Source organism: Caballeronia sp. BR00000012568055, from assembly GCF_029439455.1.
Classification (GTDB): domain Bacteria; phylum Pseudomonadota; class Gammaproteobacteria; order Burkholderiales; family Burkholderiaceae; genus Caballeronia.
In genome coordinates this window covers 1-16,893 of sequence record NZ_JAQFVG010000318.1, presented here as the reverse complement: position 1 = coordinate 16,893, position 16,893 = coordinate 1, and the positions used below count along the sequence as shown (strand labels likewise).

General features: G+C 61.2%; 16 protein-coding genes. 10 read left to right on the top strand and 6 right to left on the bottom strand.

Translation table 11 applies throughout. The features are described from left to right. Window positions 1-161 precede the first annotated feature (161 nt). A complete protein-coding gene (locus P7F28_RS25430; protein ID WP_370467405.1) occupies window positions 162-2,690 on the top strand; it encodes a family 20 glycosylhydrolase in 2,529 nt (842 codons plus the stop codon). Window positions 2,691-2,750: 60 nt separating this feature from the next. Here P7F28_RS25430 and P7F28_RS25425 read toward each other — a convergent pair whose 3' ends face one another. From P7F28_RS25425 to P7F28_RS25405, 5 genes are all read right to left on the bottom strand, one after another. After that, on the bottom strand, window positions 2,751-3,533 hold the full coding sequence (locus P7F28_RS25425; protein ID WP_277187540.1) for a peptidylprolyl isomerase: 783 nt from the start codon (window positions 3,531-3,533) through the stop codon (window positions 2,751-2,753). Between the two features lie 83 nt (window positions 3,534-3,616). After that, window positions 3,617-3,910 (bottom strand): BolA family transcriptional regulator, encoded by a 294-nt coding sequence (locus tag P7F28_RS25420; protein WP_277187550.1) that lies wholly within the window; start codon window positions 3,908-3,910, stop codon window positions 3,617-3,619. 17 nt (window positions 3,911-3,927) lie between these two features. Continuing rightward, on the bottom strand, window positions 3,928-4,464 hold the full coding sequence (locus P7F28_RS25415; RefSeq protein WP_277187539.1) for a septation protein A: 537 nt from the start codon (window positions 4,462-4,464) through the stop codon (window positions 3,928-3,930). Between the two features lie 109 nt (window positions 4,465-4,573). Then, window positions 4,574-4,990, bottom strand: a complete 417-nt coding sequence (gene msrB / locus P7F28_RS25410; RefSeq protein ID WP_277187538.1) for a peptide-methionine (R)-S-oxide reductase MsrB — start codon at window positions 4,988-4,990, stop codon at window positions 4,574-4,576. Window positions 4,991-5,038: 48 nt separating this feature from the next. Continuing rightward, window positions 5,039-6,634: a YdiU family protein gene (locus P7F28_RS25405; RefSeq protein ID WP_370467404.1), complete on the bottom strand. Its 1,596-nt coding sequence runs from the start codon at window positions 6,632-6,634 to the stop codon at window positions 5,039-5,041. 118 nt (window positions 6,635-6,752) lie between these two features. Here P7F28_RS25405 and P7F28_RS25400 point away from each other — a divergent pair, with 118 nt between their 5' ends. The 9 genes from P7F28_RS25400 (at window position 6,753) to P7F28_RS25360 (ending at window position 16,262) form a co-directional block, all read left to right on the top strand. After that, a complete protein-coding gene (locus P7F28_RS25400; protein WP_277187537.1) occupies window positions 6,753-8,411 on the top strand; it encodes a 3-(methylthio)propionyl-CoA ligase in 1,659 nt (552 codons plus the stop codon). Between the two features lie 240 nt (window positions 8,412-8,651). After that, a complete protein-coding gene (locus P7F28_RS25395) occupies window positions 8,652-10,715 on the top strand; it encodes a 3-hydroxyacyl-CoA dehydrogenase NAD-binding domain-containing protein (protein WP_277187536.1) in 2,064 nt (687 codons plus the stop codon). A gap of 14 nt (window positions 10,716-10,729) precedes the next feature. Beyond that, a complete protein-coding gene (pncA, locus tag P7F28_RS25390; RefSeq protein WP_277187548.1) occupies window positions 10,730-11,374 on the top strand; it encodes a bifunctional nicotinamidase/pyrazinamidase in 645 nt (214 codons plus the stop codon). Further along, window positions 11,371-12,549 (top strand): acetyl-CoA C-acyltransferase, encoded by a 1,179-nt coding sequence (locus tag P7F28_RS25385; RefSeq protein ID WP_277187535.1) that lies wholly within the window; start codon window positions 11,371-11,373, stop codon window positions 12,547-12,549. Before pncA ends, P7F28_RS25385 begins: the two co-directional genes overlap by 4 nt. 90 nt (window positions 12,550-12,639) lie before the next feature. After that, window positions 12,640-12,945: a Dabb family protein gene (locus P7F28_RS25380; protein ID WP_277187534.1), complete on the top strand. Its 306-nt coding sequence runs from the start codon at window positions 12,640-12,642 to the stop codon at window positions 12,943-12,945. Beyond that, entirely contained in the window at window positions 12,942-13,421 is a 480-nt protein-coding gene (locus tag P7F28_RS25375) for a PaaI family thioesterase (RefSeq protein WP_277187533.1), read from the top strand. The genes P7F28_RS25380 and P7F28_RS25375 overlap by 4 nt, the downstream gene beginning before the upstream one ends. 35 nt (window positions 13,422-13,456) lie before the next feature. Then, window positions 13,457-14,449, top strand: coding sequence for an NADP-dependent oxidoreductase (locus P7F28_RS25370; RefSeq protein WP_277187532.1), 993 nt, complete (start codon window positions 13,457-13,459; stop codon window positions 14,447-14,449). Between the two features lie 12 nt (window positions 14,450-14,461). After that, window positions 14,462-15,316, top strand: coding sequence for an SDR family oxidoreductase (locus tag P7F28_RS25365; protein WP_277187531.1), 855 nt, complete (start codon window positions 14,462-14,464; stop codon window positions 15,314-15,316). Then, a complete protein-coding gene (locus P7F28_RS25360) occupies window positions 15,306-16,262 on the top strand; it encodes an alpha/beta hydrolase (protein WP_277187530.1) in 957 nt (318 codons plus the stop codon). The genes P7F28_RS25365 and P7F28_RS25360 overlap by 11 nt, the downstream gene beginning before the upstream one ends. On the opposite strand, the gene P7F28_RS25355 is transcribed toward P7F28_RS25360, so the two are convergent. Next, on the bottom strand, window positions 16,259-16,893 hold a 635-nt coding region (locus tag P7F28_RS25355; RefSeq protein WP_277187529.1), incomplete at its 5' end, for an NRDE family protein. The genes P7F28_RS25360 and P7F28_RS25355 overlap by 4 nt on opposite strands.

Genomic DNA, 16,893 nt, shown 5'->3' with positions numbered 1-16,893 from the left:
TGATTCGATACGCAAAAACACCCCGACGCATCGCGCGTCGGGGTGTTTTTATTTGCGCGCGCGGAACCTTGCTGACAGGCACATATCCCAAAATAATGCGCCCGTAAGTTACGGGTATAGTTTCCCGACGCGGCGAAAGGTGCCGCAACCGGAGGAGACAGATGAAGCGCCAGCAAGACCGTTGTTTAGCATCACCAAGTTATTTGCGTTGGAAGCGAATTGGCTGCGGAGTAGCAGCTTTCGTGGCGGCATGCGCCATCGCTGCATGTAGCGGCAGCTCGGATTCGAATTCGGGCAATCTTTCGCCGACCGCGCGCGTCGCGGCGCTCGGCGGCAATCTGATGGTCCGCGTATCCGTCGATGCGAACGATGCCGGCAAATCCGGCACCGATTGCGCCAGCCTCGGCGCGGATTCGGCAAGCTGCGCGCGTGGGCGTCTGGTGCTCGAAAACACCGGCAGCACGAGCCTCGCGGCGGGAAACTGGACGCTTTATATCCACAGCATTCGACGGATTCTGAGTATCGACAATCCGTCGATCACCTGGCGTCATATCACCGGCGATTTATACGCACTGACGCCGCAGGCGGGCGCATTCACGCTGAACGCGGGCGAGCGGATCGAAGTGCCGTTCGTCGGCGAATACTGGTACGACCGATACAGCGATCTGCTGCCGCGTTCGTACGTGGTTACGGATAACGCGCCCGCCGTCGTCTTGCGCCACAACGACACCGACGACGAAACGCAATACGTCAACGCCATTCCGCCCAGTCAGGACGATGCCGCTGCGTTCGCCGCGTCGCCCGCGCAAGTGCTGCGTGCGCGCGCGGAAGCCGCGATGCCATCGGCTCAGCAGACTGCGGCGCGCGCGTTGCCTTCGGTGCTGCGTGAGACGCAAGGCGAGGGCACGGCGCATGTCGGTGGCATCGAATTGTCGCTGTCTGGGTTGAGTGCATCGCAAAAAGCGGCCTTGCAAACGCGCGTGGCGGCGCTCGGACTGGGCAACGCGGGCCTGCATGTGAGCGGTCAAGTGGTCGGTGGCGCGCTGCCTGCGGATATCGCGATGTCGGGCGGTTATCGGCTGACGATCACGGCCAACGGCGCATCGATCGATGCGTTCGATAACGCCGGTCTTTATTACGGCGTGCAGACCTTGCTGTCGCTCACGCCATCGAACGGTGGCGACGTGCCGGTGATGAGCATCGAAGACGCGCCGCGTTATGCGCATCGCGGCATGCACGTCGATGTCGCGCGCAATTTCCATCAGCCCGCCACGCTGCGAAGGTTGATCGATCAGATGAGCGCGTACAAGCTCAATCGTCTGCATCTGCATCTTTCGGACGATGAAGGCTGGCGCATCGAGATTCCGGGTCTGCCGGAACTGACGTCGATCGGCGGGCAGCGTTGCCACGATCTGACTGAAACGCGCTGCCTCGTGCCACAGCTTGGCTCCGGTCCGGACAATCGCTCGGGCGGCGGCTACCTGAGCCGCGCGGATTATGTCGCGCTGGTGCGTTATGCATCGGATCGTTTCGTCGATATCGTGCCGGAAATCGATATGCCGGGGCACGCGCGCGCGGCGGTGGTATCGATGGAAGCGCGTTATCGGCGGTTGGCCGCGCAAGGCGATGTGGTAGGCGCGAACGCCTACCGCCTGCTCGATCCCGCCGATACATCGAACGTCACTACCGTGCAGTTCTACGATCGCCGCAGCTTCATCAATCCGTGCTCGGACAGCGCGCGTCGCTTTGTCACGAAGGTCATCAGCGAAGTCGCGTCGATGCATCGCGAAGCGGGCGCGCCGCTTTCCATCTGGCACTTCGGCGGCGACGAAGCGAAGAACATTCTGCTCGGCGGCGGCTTCCAGAATCTCGATGGCACCGATCCGACCAAGGGCAAAATCAACCTCGCCGCGCAGGACAAACCCTTCGCACGCTCGCCGATGTGCTCGGCGCTGATCGCCAGCGGCAAAGCCGCCTCCGTCGATGAACTGCCGTCGATGTTCGCGCGCCAGGTCAGCCAGATTGTGAAGGCGAACGGCATTGGCACAATGGCCGCGTGGCAGGACGGCATCAAGCACGCGAGCGGCCCCGGCGACTTCGCCACGTCGAACATGATGGTGACGATGTGGGACACCATTTTCTGGGGCGCATCGGACACGGTGCAATCGTTGAGCAGTCAGGGCTACAAAACGGTGCTGGCGCTGCCGGACTATCTGTACTTCGACTTCCCATATTCCTACGATCAGCATGAGCGCGGCTACTACTGGGGATCGCACGCGACGGACAACTTCAAGGTGTTCTCGCTTGCGCCGGACAACCTGCCGCAGAACGCCGAAATCATGGGCGATCGTGATGGCAAGCCGTTCGAAGTCACGGGAACGGGACCCGCGCCGAAGCTCGAAGGCATACAAGGCCAGGCGTGGGCCGAAGTAATGCGCAACGACCAGCAGTTCGAGTACATGGTGTATCCGCGGCTGCTGGCGCTGTCGGAGCGGGCGTGGCATCGCGCGTCGTGGGAACGTCCTTATGTGGCGGGCGAACGCTACAAAATGGGCGATACCGACAAGGTCGATAAAGCGGCGTTGGCGCAGGACTGGGCGGCGTTCGCGAGCGTCGTGCAGAACCGCGAAATGCCGAAGCTGACGCGTATCGGCGCGGTGACGAGGCCGACGTTGACGCTTACGCAGTAAGAACGACAAAGCCGCCCGGAAGGGCGGCTTTGTTTTGCGGCACAGAAGACGGCGCGTGACTTACTTGATCACAGCCTTCTTCTTCAAACTTTCTTCAAACGCCTGCAGCTTTTCCTGCTGAATCTGCTGCGCGATCTGCGCCTTGACCTGATCCAGCGGCGGCGGCGCAACTTCACGGCTATCGTCCAGACGGATGACGTGCCAACCGAACTGCGTCTTGACCGGTTCGGCGGTCACTTCACCCTTATGCAGCTTCTCAGCCGCCGCACCGAATTCCGGCACATAAGCCGAAGGCGACGACCAATCCAGATCGCCGCCATTCTTGCCCGATCCCGGATCCTTCGAATATTGCTTGGCCAGATCTTCGAAGCTCGCGCCGCCCTTGATCTTCGCGATCAGATCCTTCGCCTGCTGTTCGTTATCGACCAGAATGTGATGCAGATGCAATTCCTTGCCGCCGCCGTTCTGCTTGACCAGGTCGTCATAGCGCGCCTTGATTTCGGCATCGGTCGGAGCGTTTTTCTTGACGTAGTCTTCGATCAGCGCACGCAGCACCACGGTCTGCTGAGCGACAGCGATCTGCGCCTTCACATCCGGACGCGTGGCGATGCCTTCGCGCGCCGCTTCCTGCATCAGGATTTCGCGGTTGACGAGTTCTTCACGCACGGCCTGTTGCAACTGCGGCGAATCCTGCTGACCTTGAGCGACGAGTTGCTTCACGAGGGCATCGGCGCGCGAGGTGGGAATCGGCGTGCCGTTGACCACGGCGATGTTTTGCGCAAACGCGGGAGCGGCCGCGAATGCAGCCAGCAACACCCAGACGCGGGTTTTTTTCAAAGTCATCGAAGTTCCTAACTGAGCAAACGGACGCCTGAAAAGGCGAGAGTTAAAGACAAAGCGGATTGAAAAGAGTCAGCGCGCAAGCGTCATTGGAAGAGTTCTGCGAACTCCTGCGGCGTATAAGCCTTGATGGCCAGCGCATGAATGCCGCGCCGCATCTCTTCGGCCAGCGCATCATACACCAGCCGATGCCGCGCCACCCGCGCCTTCCCGGCGAAGCCATCCGCCACGATGGTCACGGTGTAGTGGCTGCCAGACGCCGCGCCGGCGTGTCCCGCGTGCGCCGCGCTGTCGTCTTCGATATGCACCGAAGTAGCCCCGAGCGCCGCATTGAGCCTCGCTTCCAGATGCGAAATCTTCTCTTGCGCGCTCGCTGCCATGAAGTCGAAATCGGCATTCACTGGTTGTCCTCCTTCATGTACTTCGCGAGATAAAAACTCTGCGCGACGATGAACACCACCAGCAAACCGGTCGCGCCGAACAGCTTGAAATTGACCCACTGATCGGTCGTGAAGTTATACGCGACGAACAGATTGACGATGCCGAGCAGCGCGAAAAACACCGACCACGCCACGTTCAACTGTCCCCACACGCGATGCGGCAACACGATCTGCTTGCCCATCATCGCTTCGATCAGATTCTTGCGGAATCCGACTTGCGCAACGATCAGCGCCACCGCGAACAGCCAGTAGAGCGCGGTCGGCTTCCATTTGATGAAGGTATCGTTGTGGAGCACCAGGGTTGCGCCGCCAAATACGACGACCACGCCGAGACTCACCCACAGCATCGGATCGACCTTGCGGTGGCGGAACGCGACCCACGCGATCTGCACGAGCGTTGCCGCGATCGCCACGCCGGTCGCGGTGTAGATGCCCCAGATCTTGAATGCGACGAAAAACAGGATGATCGGAAACAGATCGAACAGAAATTTCATTGGCGTCGGAGAAAAAGGGCACGGAGAAAACGAAGATGCGACGGCGGCGCCTGAAAAGAACGCCCGTTGAAAAGCGGGCGTTCGAGGGACAAAGCAGATTTGGGCGCGCTTACTTGGATTCGAATTGTAGCGCAGCCGAGTTGATGCAATAGCGCAGGCCGGTCGGCGCGGGACCGTCCTCGAACACGTGTCCGAGATGCGCGCCGCAGTTCTTGCACAGCACTTCGATGCGCAGCATGCCGTGCGTGCGGTCGGTTTTCTCCTGAATCACTTCGCCGTTGATCGGCTTGAAGTAGCTGGGCCATCCGCAACCGGCCTCGAATTTGGTGTCGGATTCGAACAGCGGCGTGCCGCAGCACACGCAGTCATAGACGCCGCGCTCGGTGTGATCCCAGTATTTGCCGGTGAACGGCCGCTCGGTCGCGGCGTGACGCGTGACCTGATACTGCGTCTCGTCGAGGTCGCGGCGATAGGTGGCGTCGTCTTTCTGCAGCGGATAGGCGTTCGGCGTGTCGTCGTGTCTCATGTCGGTCCTTGTCTTGTGGGCCATCAGGCAATCTATGTATGGGCGATGCTACGAAGAACAACTCACTTCGAGATCGCTTGCCCAGTCGGGCGGCAAGCCGGCGTAGGCCTCGTATTGCGGCTGTTCGTCATACGGATAGCGCAGCACGTCGAGCAGCCGCGCCACTTCCGTGAAATCTTTCTGCGCGGCCTGCCGGATCGCTTGTTCGGCGAGATGGTTGCGCAGCACGTATTTCGGATTGACGCGATTCATCGCTTCGGCGCGGGCGGTGTCGTCGCGGGATTCGTGCGAGAGGCGTTCGCGATATTGAACCGCCCAGGCATCGAAAGCGGCGCGGTCGAGGAAAAGGTCGCGCACGGGGGCATCGTGGCTCGCATCGTGTTTGGACAGCTTCGCGAGATTGCGGAACGTCAGCGTAAAGTCCGCCCGATTCGCGTGCATGATGTCGAATAGCGCATTGGCGAGTTTCGCGTCATCGTCGCGTTCGGTTTCGAGGCCGAGCTTCGCGCGCATTTTCCTTTCCAGCGCGGGGCCGAAAGTCGTCTTGTAGTGCTCCATGACTTTCTGCGCTTCTTCGACCACTTTTTCCGCGCGGCCTTCTTCAGGCAGATGCGCGCCCATCAGCGGAACCAGCGCCTGCGCCAGACAAAACAGATTCCAGTAGCCGACCTGCGGCTGACGCGCATACGCATAACGTCCCTGCGTATCCGAGTGATTGCAGATGTGATGCGCATTGAATCCGTCGATAAAACCGAACGGGCCGTAATCGATCGTCAGACCGAGAATCGACATATTGTCGGTGTTCATCACGCCGTGACAGAAGCCCACGCCTTGCCATTCCACTATCAGTTCGGCGGTGCGTTTCAGCACTTCGTCGAGCAGCGCGAGATACGGATCGTCGGCGGCTTTGCATTGCGGATAGAAGCGGTCGATCACATGATCCGCCAAGGTCTTCAATTCACCGATGCGATCGTTCGAATAGAAATGCTCGAAGTGCCCGAAACGCACGAAACTGGGCGCCACGCGCGTGACGATCGCCGCCGTTTCGATGCTCTCGCGCCGCACCGGCAAATCCGAGCCGATCAGCGCAAGCGCGCGCGTGGTCGGGATGCCGAGATGGTGCATGGCTTCGGAGCAGAGAAATTCGCGGATCGATGAGCGCAGCACGGCGCGGCCATCGCCCATGCGCGAATAGGGCGTGCGGCCCGCGCCTTTGAGTTGCAGTTCGAGGCGCGCGCCGTCGTGCTCGATTTCACCGAGCGTGAGCGCGCGGCCATCGCCCAATTGGCCGGCCCAGACGCCGAACTGATGGCCCGAATAAACGGCGGCGTAGGGCAGCGCGTCGGACGGCCAGTCGCGCGTGGGATTGCCGGCGAAATACGCGGCGAAGGCATCGCGTTCGGGGCCATCGGCGAGTTGTGCATCGAAGCCGAGCGATGCCGCCATTTCACGCGATATCGCGATCACATACGGATCGGGCACGGGCGCGGCCGGAAGGCGCGTGAGGAACGCGGAACCGAGCGCCGCAAACGATCCTTCGCGGCTCGATTGAACGGAGGCGGCGAGGGCATCCATCGATTCGGGGAGCATGGAGAACGTCTCGTCGCGCGCCGCGCGCACGGCATTGCTTGGGGAAAACGACATATTGAGCGCCTCTGAGTTAAACGATATTGTAAATCCGCTCCTGCGGGCCTGCAGGAGCGCTCCCGCGCATCGAATACCCGCATCAATTACCGTTCGTCACTTACAGAGGACTTCGCCTATGACGTCGCCGCTCTACGGCCAGATGATGGATATACCGTTGCTCGCGTCGTCCCTGTTGTCCCATGCCGCGCGCCATTTCGGCGACACCGAGATCGTGTCGCGGCGAATCGAAGGCGATATTCATCGCTATACGTATCGCGATTGCGAGAAGCGCGCGAAGCAGCTTGCGCAGGCGCTGATCGCGCTCGGCGTCGAGCAGGGCGACCGGGTCGGCACGCTCGCGTGGAATGGCTATCGGCATCTGGAGTGCTATTACGGCATTCCCGGTATGGGCGCGGTCTGCCACACGATCAACCCGCGGCTGTTTCCGGATCAGATTGCGTTCATCATCGATCATGCGCGCGATTCGTACGTGTTTTTCGATATGACCTTCGCGCCGCTGGTCGAGATCGTCGCGCCGCAGTGTCCGAATGTGAAAGGCTGGATCGCACTGGGCGATGCCTCGTGCATCACCGAACATCTCGGCAATCTGAGCGTGCCGGTGCAAAGCTACGAAACGCTGATTGCCGCGCACGATGGCCATTTCGAATGGCCCGTTTTCGATGAACGTCAGGCGTCGATTCTTTGCTACACGTCGGGCACGACGGGCAATCCGAAGGGCGCGTTGTACTCGCATCGATCGACGGTGCTGCATGCTTATGCCGCTGCGTTGCCGGATTCGACCTGCGCTTCATCGAGCGATTCGATTCTTCCCGTAGTGCCGATGTTTCATGTCAACGCGTGGGGCATGCCGCATGTCGCCCCGCTGACCGGCGCGAAACTGGTGATGCCCGGCAAGGATCTCGACGGACAATCGCTTTACGAACTGATGGAAGCGGAAGGCGTGACCTTCACGTGCGGCGTGCCGACCGTGTGGCTTGGATTGCTCGCGTATCTGAAGCAGACGGGCAAACGCTTTACGACGCTGAAGCGCACGGTGATCGGCGGTTCGGCCTGTCCGCCGTCCATCCTGCACACGCTCGAAGAAGAGTACGGCGTGGACGTCATTCATGGATGGGGCATGACGGAAATGTCGCCACTCGGCACGCTCGCGCGGCTCAATTTCAAACAGAAGCAACGGCCGCGTGACGAACAGCTTCGCGCGCTCGAAAAGCAAGGTCACGTGATGTTCGGCGTTGATATGAAAGTGGTCGGCGACGATGGACGCGAACTGCCGTGGGACGGGAAATCATTCGGAGACCTTTACGTTCGCGGACCGTGTGTGATCGACCGATACTTCCGTCGCGACGAGTCACCGCTGATCGACGGCTGGTTCCCGACCGGCGATGCCGCCACCATCGATGCCGATGGCTTTATGCATATCACCGACCGCAGCAAGGACGTGATCAAGTCGGGCGGCGAGTGGATCAGTTCGATCGATCTGGAGAACATCGCGGTATCGCATCCGCAGGTGGCGGAGGCGGCGTGTATTGCGTGTTCGCATCCGAAGTGGACGGAGCGCCCGTTGATCGTCGCGGTGCTGAAACCGGATGCGACGGTGACGCGCGAAGAACTGCTCGCGCACTTCGAGGGGAAAGTCGCGAAATGGTGGATTCCCGATGACGTGATCTTCGCCGACGAGTTGCCGCATACCGCGACGGGGAAGTTGCAGAAGGTGAGGTTGCGGGAGATTTATCGGGAGTATGTGTTGCCGGGGGCGGTGGAGGATCGGGTTTGAGGCGGGGTCTTGCACGATGGCTGAAGCGCCCCGTTTTTACGGGGCGTTTTTACGTGGGACAAGACTTATCATTTACGTAGGATTCCAATCTTTATTCACTGTCTTCGATCACTACTCGCACCACTCATCCATCCGGCCAATTGAACGCCCGTACACTTTTGTGTAATCTCACGCGATACCCCAAAATCACATCACCGGGCGCTCGCATGCGCGGGCAACGCCTTGAAGGGAGACAGGCTCATGGCAGTGACCTACACCATCCGCGACAGCGTCGCGGTTCTCACGCTCGACAATCCGCCCGTCAATGGACTGGGCCATTCGACGCGCCTCGGTATCGTCGAAGGTGTGACGCGTGCGAACGAAGATGCGAGTGTCAGCGCGATCGTTCTTATCGGTGCGGGCAAGGCGTTTTCGGGCGGTGCGGATATCACCGAATTCAACACGCCGAAAGCGACGCAGGAGCCGACACTGCTGACCGTCGTCGAGGTAGTCGAAGGCAGCGCGAAACCCGTGGTCGCCGCGATCCATTCCGTCGCGATGGGCGGCGGACTCGAATTGGCGCTGAGCGCGCACTATCGCGTTGCATCGCCGGGGGCGCAGATTGCGTTACCGGAGGTGAAGCTCGGCTTGTTGCCGGGCGCGGGCGGCACGCAGCGTTTGCCGCGCGTGGTCGGGCTTGAAACTGCGGTGAACATGATCGTCACGGGCACGCCCGTCATGTCGGAAAAACTCGCGCATACCGCATTGTTCGACGAACTCACCGAAGGCAATTTACTCGATGCCGCCATCCGCTTCGCTCAGCGCGCGGCGGAACAGAAAGGCCCGCATCCGAAAGCACGCGATCGTCGTATCGAACATGCGAATGCCGAGGGATTTATTCAGTTCGCGCGCAATAGCGTGGCCGCTGTAGCCAGGCACTTTCCAGCGCCGCACAAATGCATCGATGCCATCGAAAAGGGCGTGAAAGAAGGCTTCGATCGCGGGCTGGCATTCGAGCGCGAATGTTTTCTGGCGCTCGTGCAAACGCCTGAAAGCCGCGCGCTGCGGCATGCGTTTTTCGGCGAACGCGCCGCCAGCAAAATCGCCGATGTGCCGTCGAAAACGCCAACGCGCAGTATCGAACGAATTGGTGTGGTCGGCGCGGGCACGATGGGCGGCGGTATCGCGATGAACTTTATCAACGCGGGCCTGCCGGTGACGCTGCTCGAAACAAAGCAGGAAGCGCTCGACAAAGGCCTCGCCACGATCCACCGCAATTACGAAGCGCAAGTGAAGAAGGGCAAGCTGACGCAAGAGAAAGCCGATGAACGCATCGCGCTGATTCAGCCGACGCTCGCCTACGCCGATCTTGCGCGCGCCGATCTCATCATCGAGGCCGTATTCGAAGACCTGAACGTGAAACTGCAAGTCTTCAGCCAACTCGATGAAGTCGCCAAACCCGGCGCAATCCTCGCATCGAACACATCGACGCTCGATCTGAACAAGATCGCGGCCTTCACCAAGCGTCCGGGCGATGTCGTCGGCATGCACTTTTTCAGTCCCGCGAACGTGATGAAGCTGCTGGAAGTCGTGCGCGGCGAGAAGACCGAAAAGGATGTGCTCGCCACCGTCATGCAGCTCGCGAAGAAGATCAAAAAAACCGCCGTCGTCTCGGGCGTATGCGATGGTTTCATCGGTAACCGGATGATCGAGCAATATATCCGGCAAGCGCTGTTCATGCTGGAGGAAGGCGCGCTGCCCGCGCAGATCGATCGCGCGATCGAAACCTTCGGCTTCGCGATGGGTCCGTTCCGCATGAGCGATCTCGCCGGCAACGATATCGGCTGGGCGATTCGCAAGCGGCGTTATCAGGAGAAGCCTGATCTGAAGTATTCGCGCGTCGCCGACCGGCTATGCGAAATCGGTCGATTTGGGCAGAAGACCGGCGCGGGCTGGTACGACTATCAGGCCGGCAAGCGCGATGCCCAGCCATCCTCCGTGGTCGATGAAATGATCGTCGCGTATTCGAAGGAACTGGGCATCGAGCGGCGCAAGATCGGTGATCAGGAAATCGTCGAGCGGCTCGTGTTGTCGCTCGTGAACGAAGGCGCGAAGATACTGGAAGAAGGCATCGCGTCGAAGGCATCGGATATCGATATGGTCTATCTGACGGGCTACGGTTTCCCGCTCTGGCGCGGCGGCCCGATGCTCTATGCCGACACCATCGGCCTCTGTAACGTGGAACGCGCGATGCGCCAATACGGCTGGCAACCCGCCGCGCGCATTACCGAACTCGCCGCGTCCGACGGACGCTTCAACTCGTGAATTCCGACATCATCATGAAACCCGTGGAAGATGTTTTCCTTATCGTCGATGTGCAATATGACTTCATGCCCGGCGGCGCACTCGCCGTCGCTCAGGGCGATGAAGTCGTGCCCGTCATCAATCGCCTTGCGCCCGCGTTCTCACATGTCGTGCTGACGCAGGACTGGCATCCGCGTTCGCACGTTTCGTTCGCGACGAATCACGCGGGCCGTCAGCCTTTCGAGATGATGAGCCTGCCGTACGGCGAACAAGTGCTGTGGCCGGTGCATTGCGTGCAGGACACCGAAGGCGCGCGGCTGCATCGCGATCTGCATGGACCGCAGGCGCGGCTGGTGATTCGCAAGGGCCATCATCAATATGTCGATAGTTACTCCGCGTTTCTCGAAGCGGATCGCGTAACGCCTACGGGTCTCGCCGGGTATCTGCGCGAAGTCGGCGCGAAACGCCTGTGGATCGCGGGACTCGCCACCGACTATTGCGTCGCGTGGACCGCGCTCGATGCGCGCGCCGCCGGTTTCGGCGTGATCGTGATCGAAGATGCGTGCCGCGCCATCGACCTGAACGGATCACTGGAAAAAGCGTGGCAGGACATGCGCCGTGCCGGCGTGCAACGCGTGCAATCCGAAGACGTTCTGAAAACGAAGGAGACGACACTATGACCGATGCAGTCATCGTATCGACGGCGCGTACGGCGCTGGCCAAATCGTGGCGCGGCGCGCTCAACATGACGCACGGCGCCACGCTCGGCGGTCATGTGACGCAGGCCGCCATCGAACGCGCGGGAATCGATCCGGCGCGCGTCGAGGACGTCATCATGGGTTGCGCCAATCCCGAAGGCGCGACGGGCGCGAATATCGCGCGGCAGATCGCGTTGCGCGCGGGCTTGCCGGTGAGCGTGCCGGGCATGACGGTGAATCGGTTCTGCTCATCGGGCTTGCAGACGATTGCGCTGGCGGCGCAGCGCGTGATCGCGGGCGAAGGCGATGTGTTCGTCGCGGGCGGCGTCGAATCGATTTCGTGTGTGCAGAACGAGATGAACCGGCACATGCTGAAGGAAGGCTGGCTCGACGCGCACAAACCCGAAATCTATTGGTCGATGCTGCAAACCGCCGAGACCGTAGCGAAGCGCTACGAGATACCGAAGTCGCATCAGGACGAATACGGCGTACGTTCGCAGCAGCGCGCGGCGGCGGCACAAGCAGCCGGCAAGTTCGACGATGAAATCGTGCCGATCACCGTGCTCGCGGGCATCGCGGACAAGGCTTCGGGACGGCTGTTCACGAAGGAAGTCACGCTCGATAAAGACGAGGGCATCCGCGCCGACACCACGCTCGAAGGTGTGCAGAACATTCGCACGGCGCTGCCTGGTGGCGTCATCACGGCGGGCAATGCAAGCCAGTTTTCCGATGGCGCATCGGCGTGCGTGGTGATGAACGCGTCGCTTGCGGAGAAGGAAGGTCTGCAACCGCTCGGCATCTTTCGCGGCTTCGCGGTGGCCGGTTGCGAGCCGGATGAAATGGGCATCGGTCCGGTGTTCGCGGTGCCGAAGCTGTTGAAGCGCGCGGGCTTGTCTATCGACGATATCGGTTTGTGGGAATTGAATGAGGCGTTCGCCGTGCAAGTGCTGTATTGCCGCGACAAGCTGGGCATTCCCGATGATCGGCTCAACGTGAACGGCGGAGCCATTGCGGTCGGGCATCCGTATGGCGTGTCGGGCGCGCGACTGACGGGGCATGCGCTGATCGAAGGCAAGCGGCGTGGCGCGAAATTCGTCGTGGTGACGATGTGTATCGGCGGCGGTCAGGGCGCGGCGGGCTTGTTCGAAATCGTGTGACGGTTGAGGGTCTTCAAGCGGGCCTTCAGCTCGCCGCGAAGTTTGCTACGCTTCGAGATTCATTCGCACATTCGCAAGAAAGGAGCTGCCGTGCTACGTCACATCGTTATGTGGAAGCTGAAGGAACACGCGGAAGGCGCGAGCCGCGCCGAGAACGCGCTGAAGCTCAAAGCGAAGCTGGAGACTTGCCGCAGTATCGTCAAAGGGCAGGGACATTTCGAAGTCGGCACCGCGCAGCCCGGTTATGACTGCACGTACGACGTCGTGCTCGTTTCCGATTTCGACGATAAAGCCGCGCTCGAAGCGTATCAGGTGCATCCGAAACATCAGGCACTCAAGGAATTCGTAGCGGCAGTCCGCGACGAGCGCCAATGCGTCGATTACGAAGTGGAATGACGATGTCGAATTCGACCACCAACCCGCCCGCAATCGAAAGCCCGTTCATCGATATGCTCGGCATGCAGTTCATCAAGGCCGAGGACGGTGAAAGCGAAGTGCGCATGCCCTTGCAGCACGAGCATCTGAATACGTGGGGCATCGCGCATGGCGGCGTCACGATGACCATGCTCGATGCCGCGCTCGCCATTGCCGCACGCAGCGTCGCGGGCGACGGCGTGGGCGTGGTCACCGTCGAAATGAAGGTGAATTTCATGCAGCCAGGGCGCGGCGAATTGACCGGCTTCGGCCGCGTGCTGCATCGCTCGACGACGATGGCGTATTGCGAAGGAGAGATTCGCGATAGCGAAGGCCACTTCGTCGCCAAGGCGCTCGGCACGTTCAAATATATGAAGCGGCTCGCGGTCGGACGCGATATCGTCCGGCAGAAAATGCGCTCCGATCCGCAAGCCAAACCGGGACCGAGCGACGCCTGAAACCGCTTAAATTCACGGAAATACGGAGAGCCGCAATGATGAATCGTCAGGTATTGCTCGTATCGCGCCCGAAAGCCGAAGCGACGCTGGATAATTTCAAGCTGGTCGAAACGCCGCTCGCGCCACTCAATGATGGCGAACTGCGCGTGCGCAATCACTATCTGTCGCTCGATCCGTACATGCGCGGCCGCATGAGCGAAGCCAAGAGTTACGCGCCACCGCAATCGCTGAACGAAGTGATGATCGGCGGCACGGTCGGCGAAGTAATCGAGTCGCGTCACGCGAAGTTCAAGATTGGCGACAAGGTGGTCGGCATGCTCGGCTGGCAGGAAATCGGTACATCGGATGGCACCGGTCTCTATACGGTCGATGCCTCGCACGTGCCGCTGTCGGCGTATCTCGGCGCGGTCGGCATGCCCGGCGTGACGGCGTGGTACGGGCTGAATCGCATCATCGAACCGAAGGCGGGCGAGACGATCGCGGTGAGCGCGGCGAGTGGAGCCGTGGGCAGCGTGCTCGGGCAACTGGCGAAGGCGGCGGGGTGTCGTGCAATCGGTATTGCGGGCGGTGAAGACAAGTGCCGCTATGTGGTCGAGACGCTCGGCTTCGATGCCTGCGTGGACTACAAAGCGGGCAAGCTGTACGACGATCTGAAGGCCGCCGCGCCGGAAGGTATCGACGGATATTTCGAGAATGTCGGCGGCGAAGTGCTCAATGCCGTGCTGCCGCGCATGAACGCGCACGGCCGCATGGCGATGTGCGGGATGATTGCCGGTTATGACGGCGAAGTCGTGCCGATGCAAGGCGCATCGCTGCTCGTGCGTTCGCGGCTCAAGATGCAGGGGTTTATCGTCGCGGAGCACATGGAAGTGTGGCCGCAGGCGTTGAAGGAACTGGGCGAGCGCGTTGCATCGAAAAAGCTGCATTTCCGCGAAAGCATTGCCGATGGACTGGAGAACGCGCCCGAAGCGTTTCTCGGTCTTCTGCGCGGCAAGAATTTCGGCAAACAACTGGTCAAGCTTATTTAGAAGGCATTCAGCGTGGAGCGTTTCGAAGGGAAAGTGGCGGTGATTACGGGTGCGGGCAGCGGCTTCGGGCGCGCGTTCGCTTTGAAAGCCGCATCGCTCGGCATGAAACTCGTGCTTGCCGATGTCGATGAACATGCGCTCGCTGCAACTATCGAGCAAATCGATACGCCAGTCATCGGCAAGCGCACCGATGTTTCGGATTCCGTACAAGTCGATGCACTCGCGCAAGCCACGTTCGATACCTTCGGCGCGGCGCATTTGCTGTTCAACAACGCGGGCGTCGGCGCGGGCGGTTTCGTGTGGGAGAACAGCGCGAACGACTGGCAATGGGTGTTCGGCGTCAACGTAATGGGCGTCGCCAATGGTCTGCGCGCGTTCGTGCCGCGCATGATCGAGCAGGGCGATCCTGCGCATATCGTCAATACGGCGTCGGTGGCAGGACTGCTCGCCGCGCCCGCAATGGGCGTGTACAACGCGTCCAAACACGCAGTCGTCGCGCTCACGGAAACGCTGTATCAAGACTTGCGGCTGGCGGGCGCGTCGATCGGCGTGTCGCTGCTGTGTCCGGCCTTCGTGCCGACGGGCATCGCGGATGCGGAGCGCTCGCGGCCTTCTGCGTTGGCGAACGAGTCGCCGTACACGTCATCGCAAAAGCTCGCGGCGCGGCAACTCACGCGCGCGGTGGAAAGCGGCAAGCTGTCGGCGCAAGAAGTGGCAGACATCACGTTCGATGCCGTGCGCGAAGGCCGTTTCTACGTCATCACGCATCCGAACATCATGCCGTCGGTGCAACTGCGGCTCGACGATATCGCGCAGCTTCGCGCACCGACCGATCCCATGTCGCTCAGGCGCAAAGATGCCTCTTAACCCGAAAATCGCGCAGATTCTCGATATGGTCGAACGCGCGAACCGCAAGCCGTATCACCAGCTCACGCCACAACAGGCACGCGCCGCTTACGCGATGAGCGCGCCGATCCTCGATATCGCGCCGCTGCCGATGTTCAGCGTCGAAGATCAGCGCATCGCCGTACGCGATGGCGATGAAATCAACGTGCGCGTCTATCAGCCGGACGAGCCGAGTTGGGCCGAACCGAGCGGCGCGCTGCTGTTCTTTCACGGCGGCGGCTTCACGGTCGGCAGCACACAGACGCACGATGCGCTGTGTTGCAAGTTCGCGCGCGATGCGCAGTGCGCGGTGATATCGGTCGATTACCGGCTCGCGCCCGAGCACAAGTTTCCCGTCGCCGTCAACGATGCCTTCGATGCGCTGCAATGGCTCGTGCGCGAGGCGCTGACGCTCGGTATCGATCCGGCGCGTATCGTCGTCGGCGGGGACAGTGCGGGCGGGACGCTCGCGACCGTGTGCGCGGTGCTGGCGCGCGATGCGGGCATCGCATTGAAGCTGCAATTGCTGATTTATCCGGGGACGAGCGCCTGGCAAACGAGCGCATCGCACGGGGAATTGGCGGAAGGTTATCTGCTGTCGGGCGAGACCATTCAGTGGTTTTTCGAGCAGTATTTACGCGACGATTCGGACCGCGACGACTGGCGCTTCGCTCCGCTCGATGCAGCGGACGGCTTGCCGGACTATCGCGGCGTCGCGCCTGCGTGGATCGGGGCGGCGGATCATGATCCGCTTTATGACGAAGATGTTGCGTATGCCGCGTTGTTGAAAGCAGCAGACGTTCCCGTGGCCCTCGTGCGATACAAAGGCATGATCCACGAGTTCATGAAGATGGGCGGCTTCGTGCCGGAAGTGGCTGACGCACACGCGGACGTGGTGAGGGCGTTGCGGGAGGCGTTGAACGCCTAAACGCTGAACCCAAACGCCCGCTCAAACTTCCCCGGCCGCACGATGCGATGCGAACCATCGTCATCGCTGCGTTCTTTTATCTCGACTGATAGACCGCCAGACGAGCGCATCACACGCAGCGCCGTCGTGCTACGCGTGCCATACCCCGGCGCTTCGATAAACGCCGCCGACAGCACCCGCTCACGTTCGATCGAAAGACCCGTGGACGGCAACGCATCGTCGTTGGCGGTACGCGGGTCGCGTAATGTGTCGATCATCTCATCCAGCGTCGGCTGCTGATCCGCGTGGATGAGATCGCGCAACGCATCGCGCTGAGCGACGAGTTTCGGCCACGGCGTGTTAAGCAAGCTGTTCGACAAGCCATGCACGCCGGGCTCGAGCAACGTCGGCGGCGCATCGGCGCGATTGCCGTACCAGCCGAGTTCGCCGCGCGTGAAATCCCCGGCCAGCAGATTGAACCCGTTATATCGATGCCCGTCGCGCGCGACATCGTGTAAATAGTCGAGCGGCGCGACGCGATCGCCCGACAGAAACGCGCTCACCAGCAGGCCGCGCGTCGGCGCATCCGGACGCACTTCGCTCGGCGCGCGATAGTTCGTCAGCGCGGCGAAGCGGCCATCGCGTGTGATGC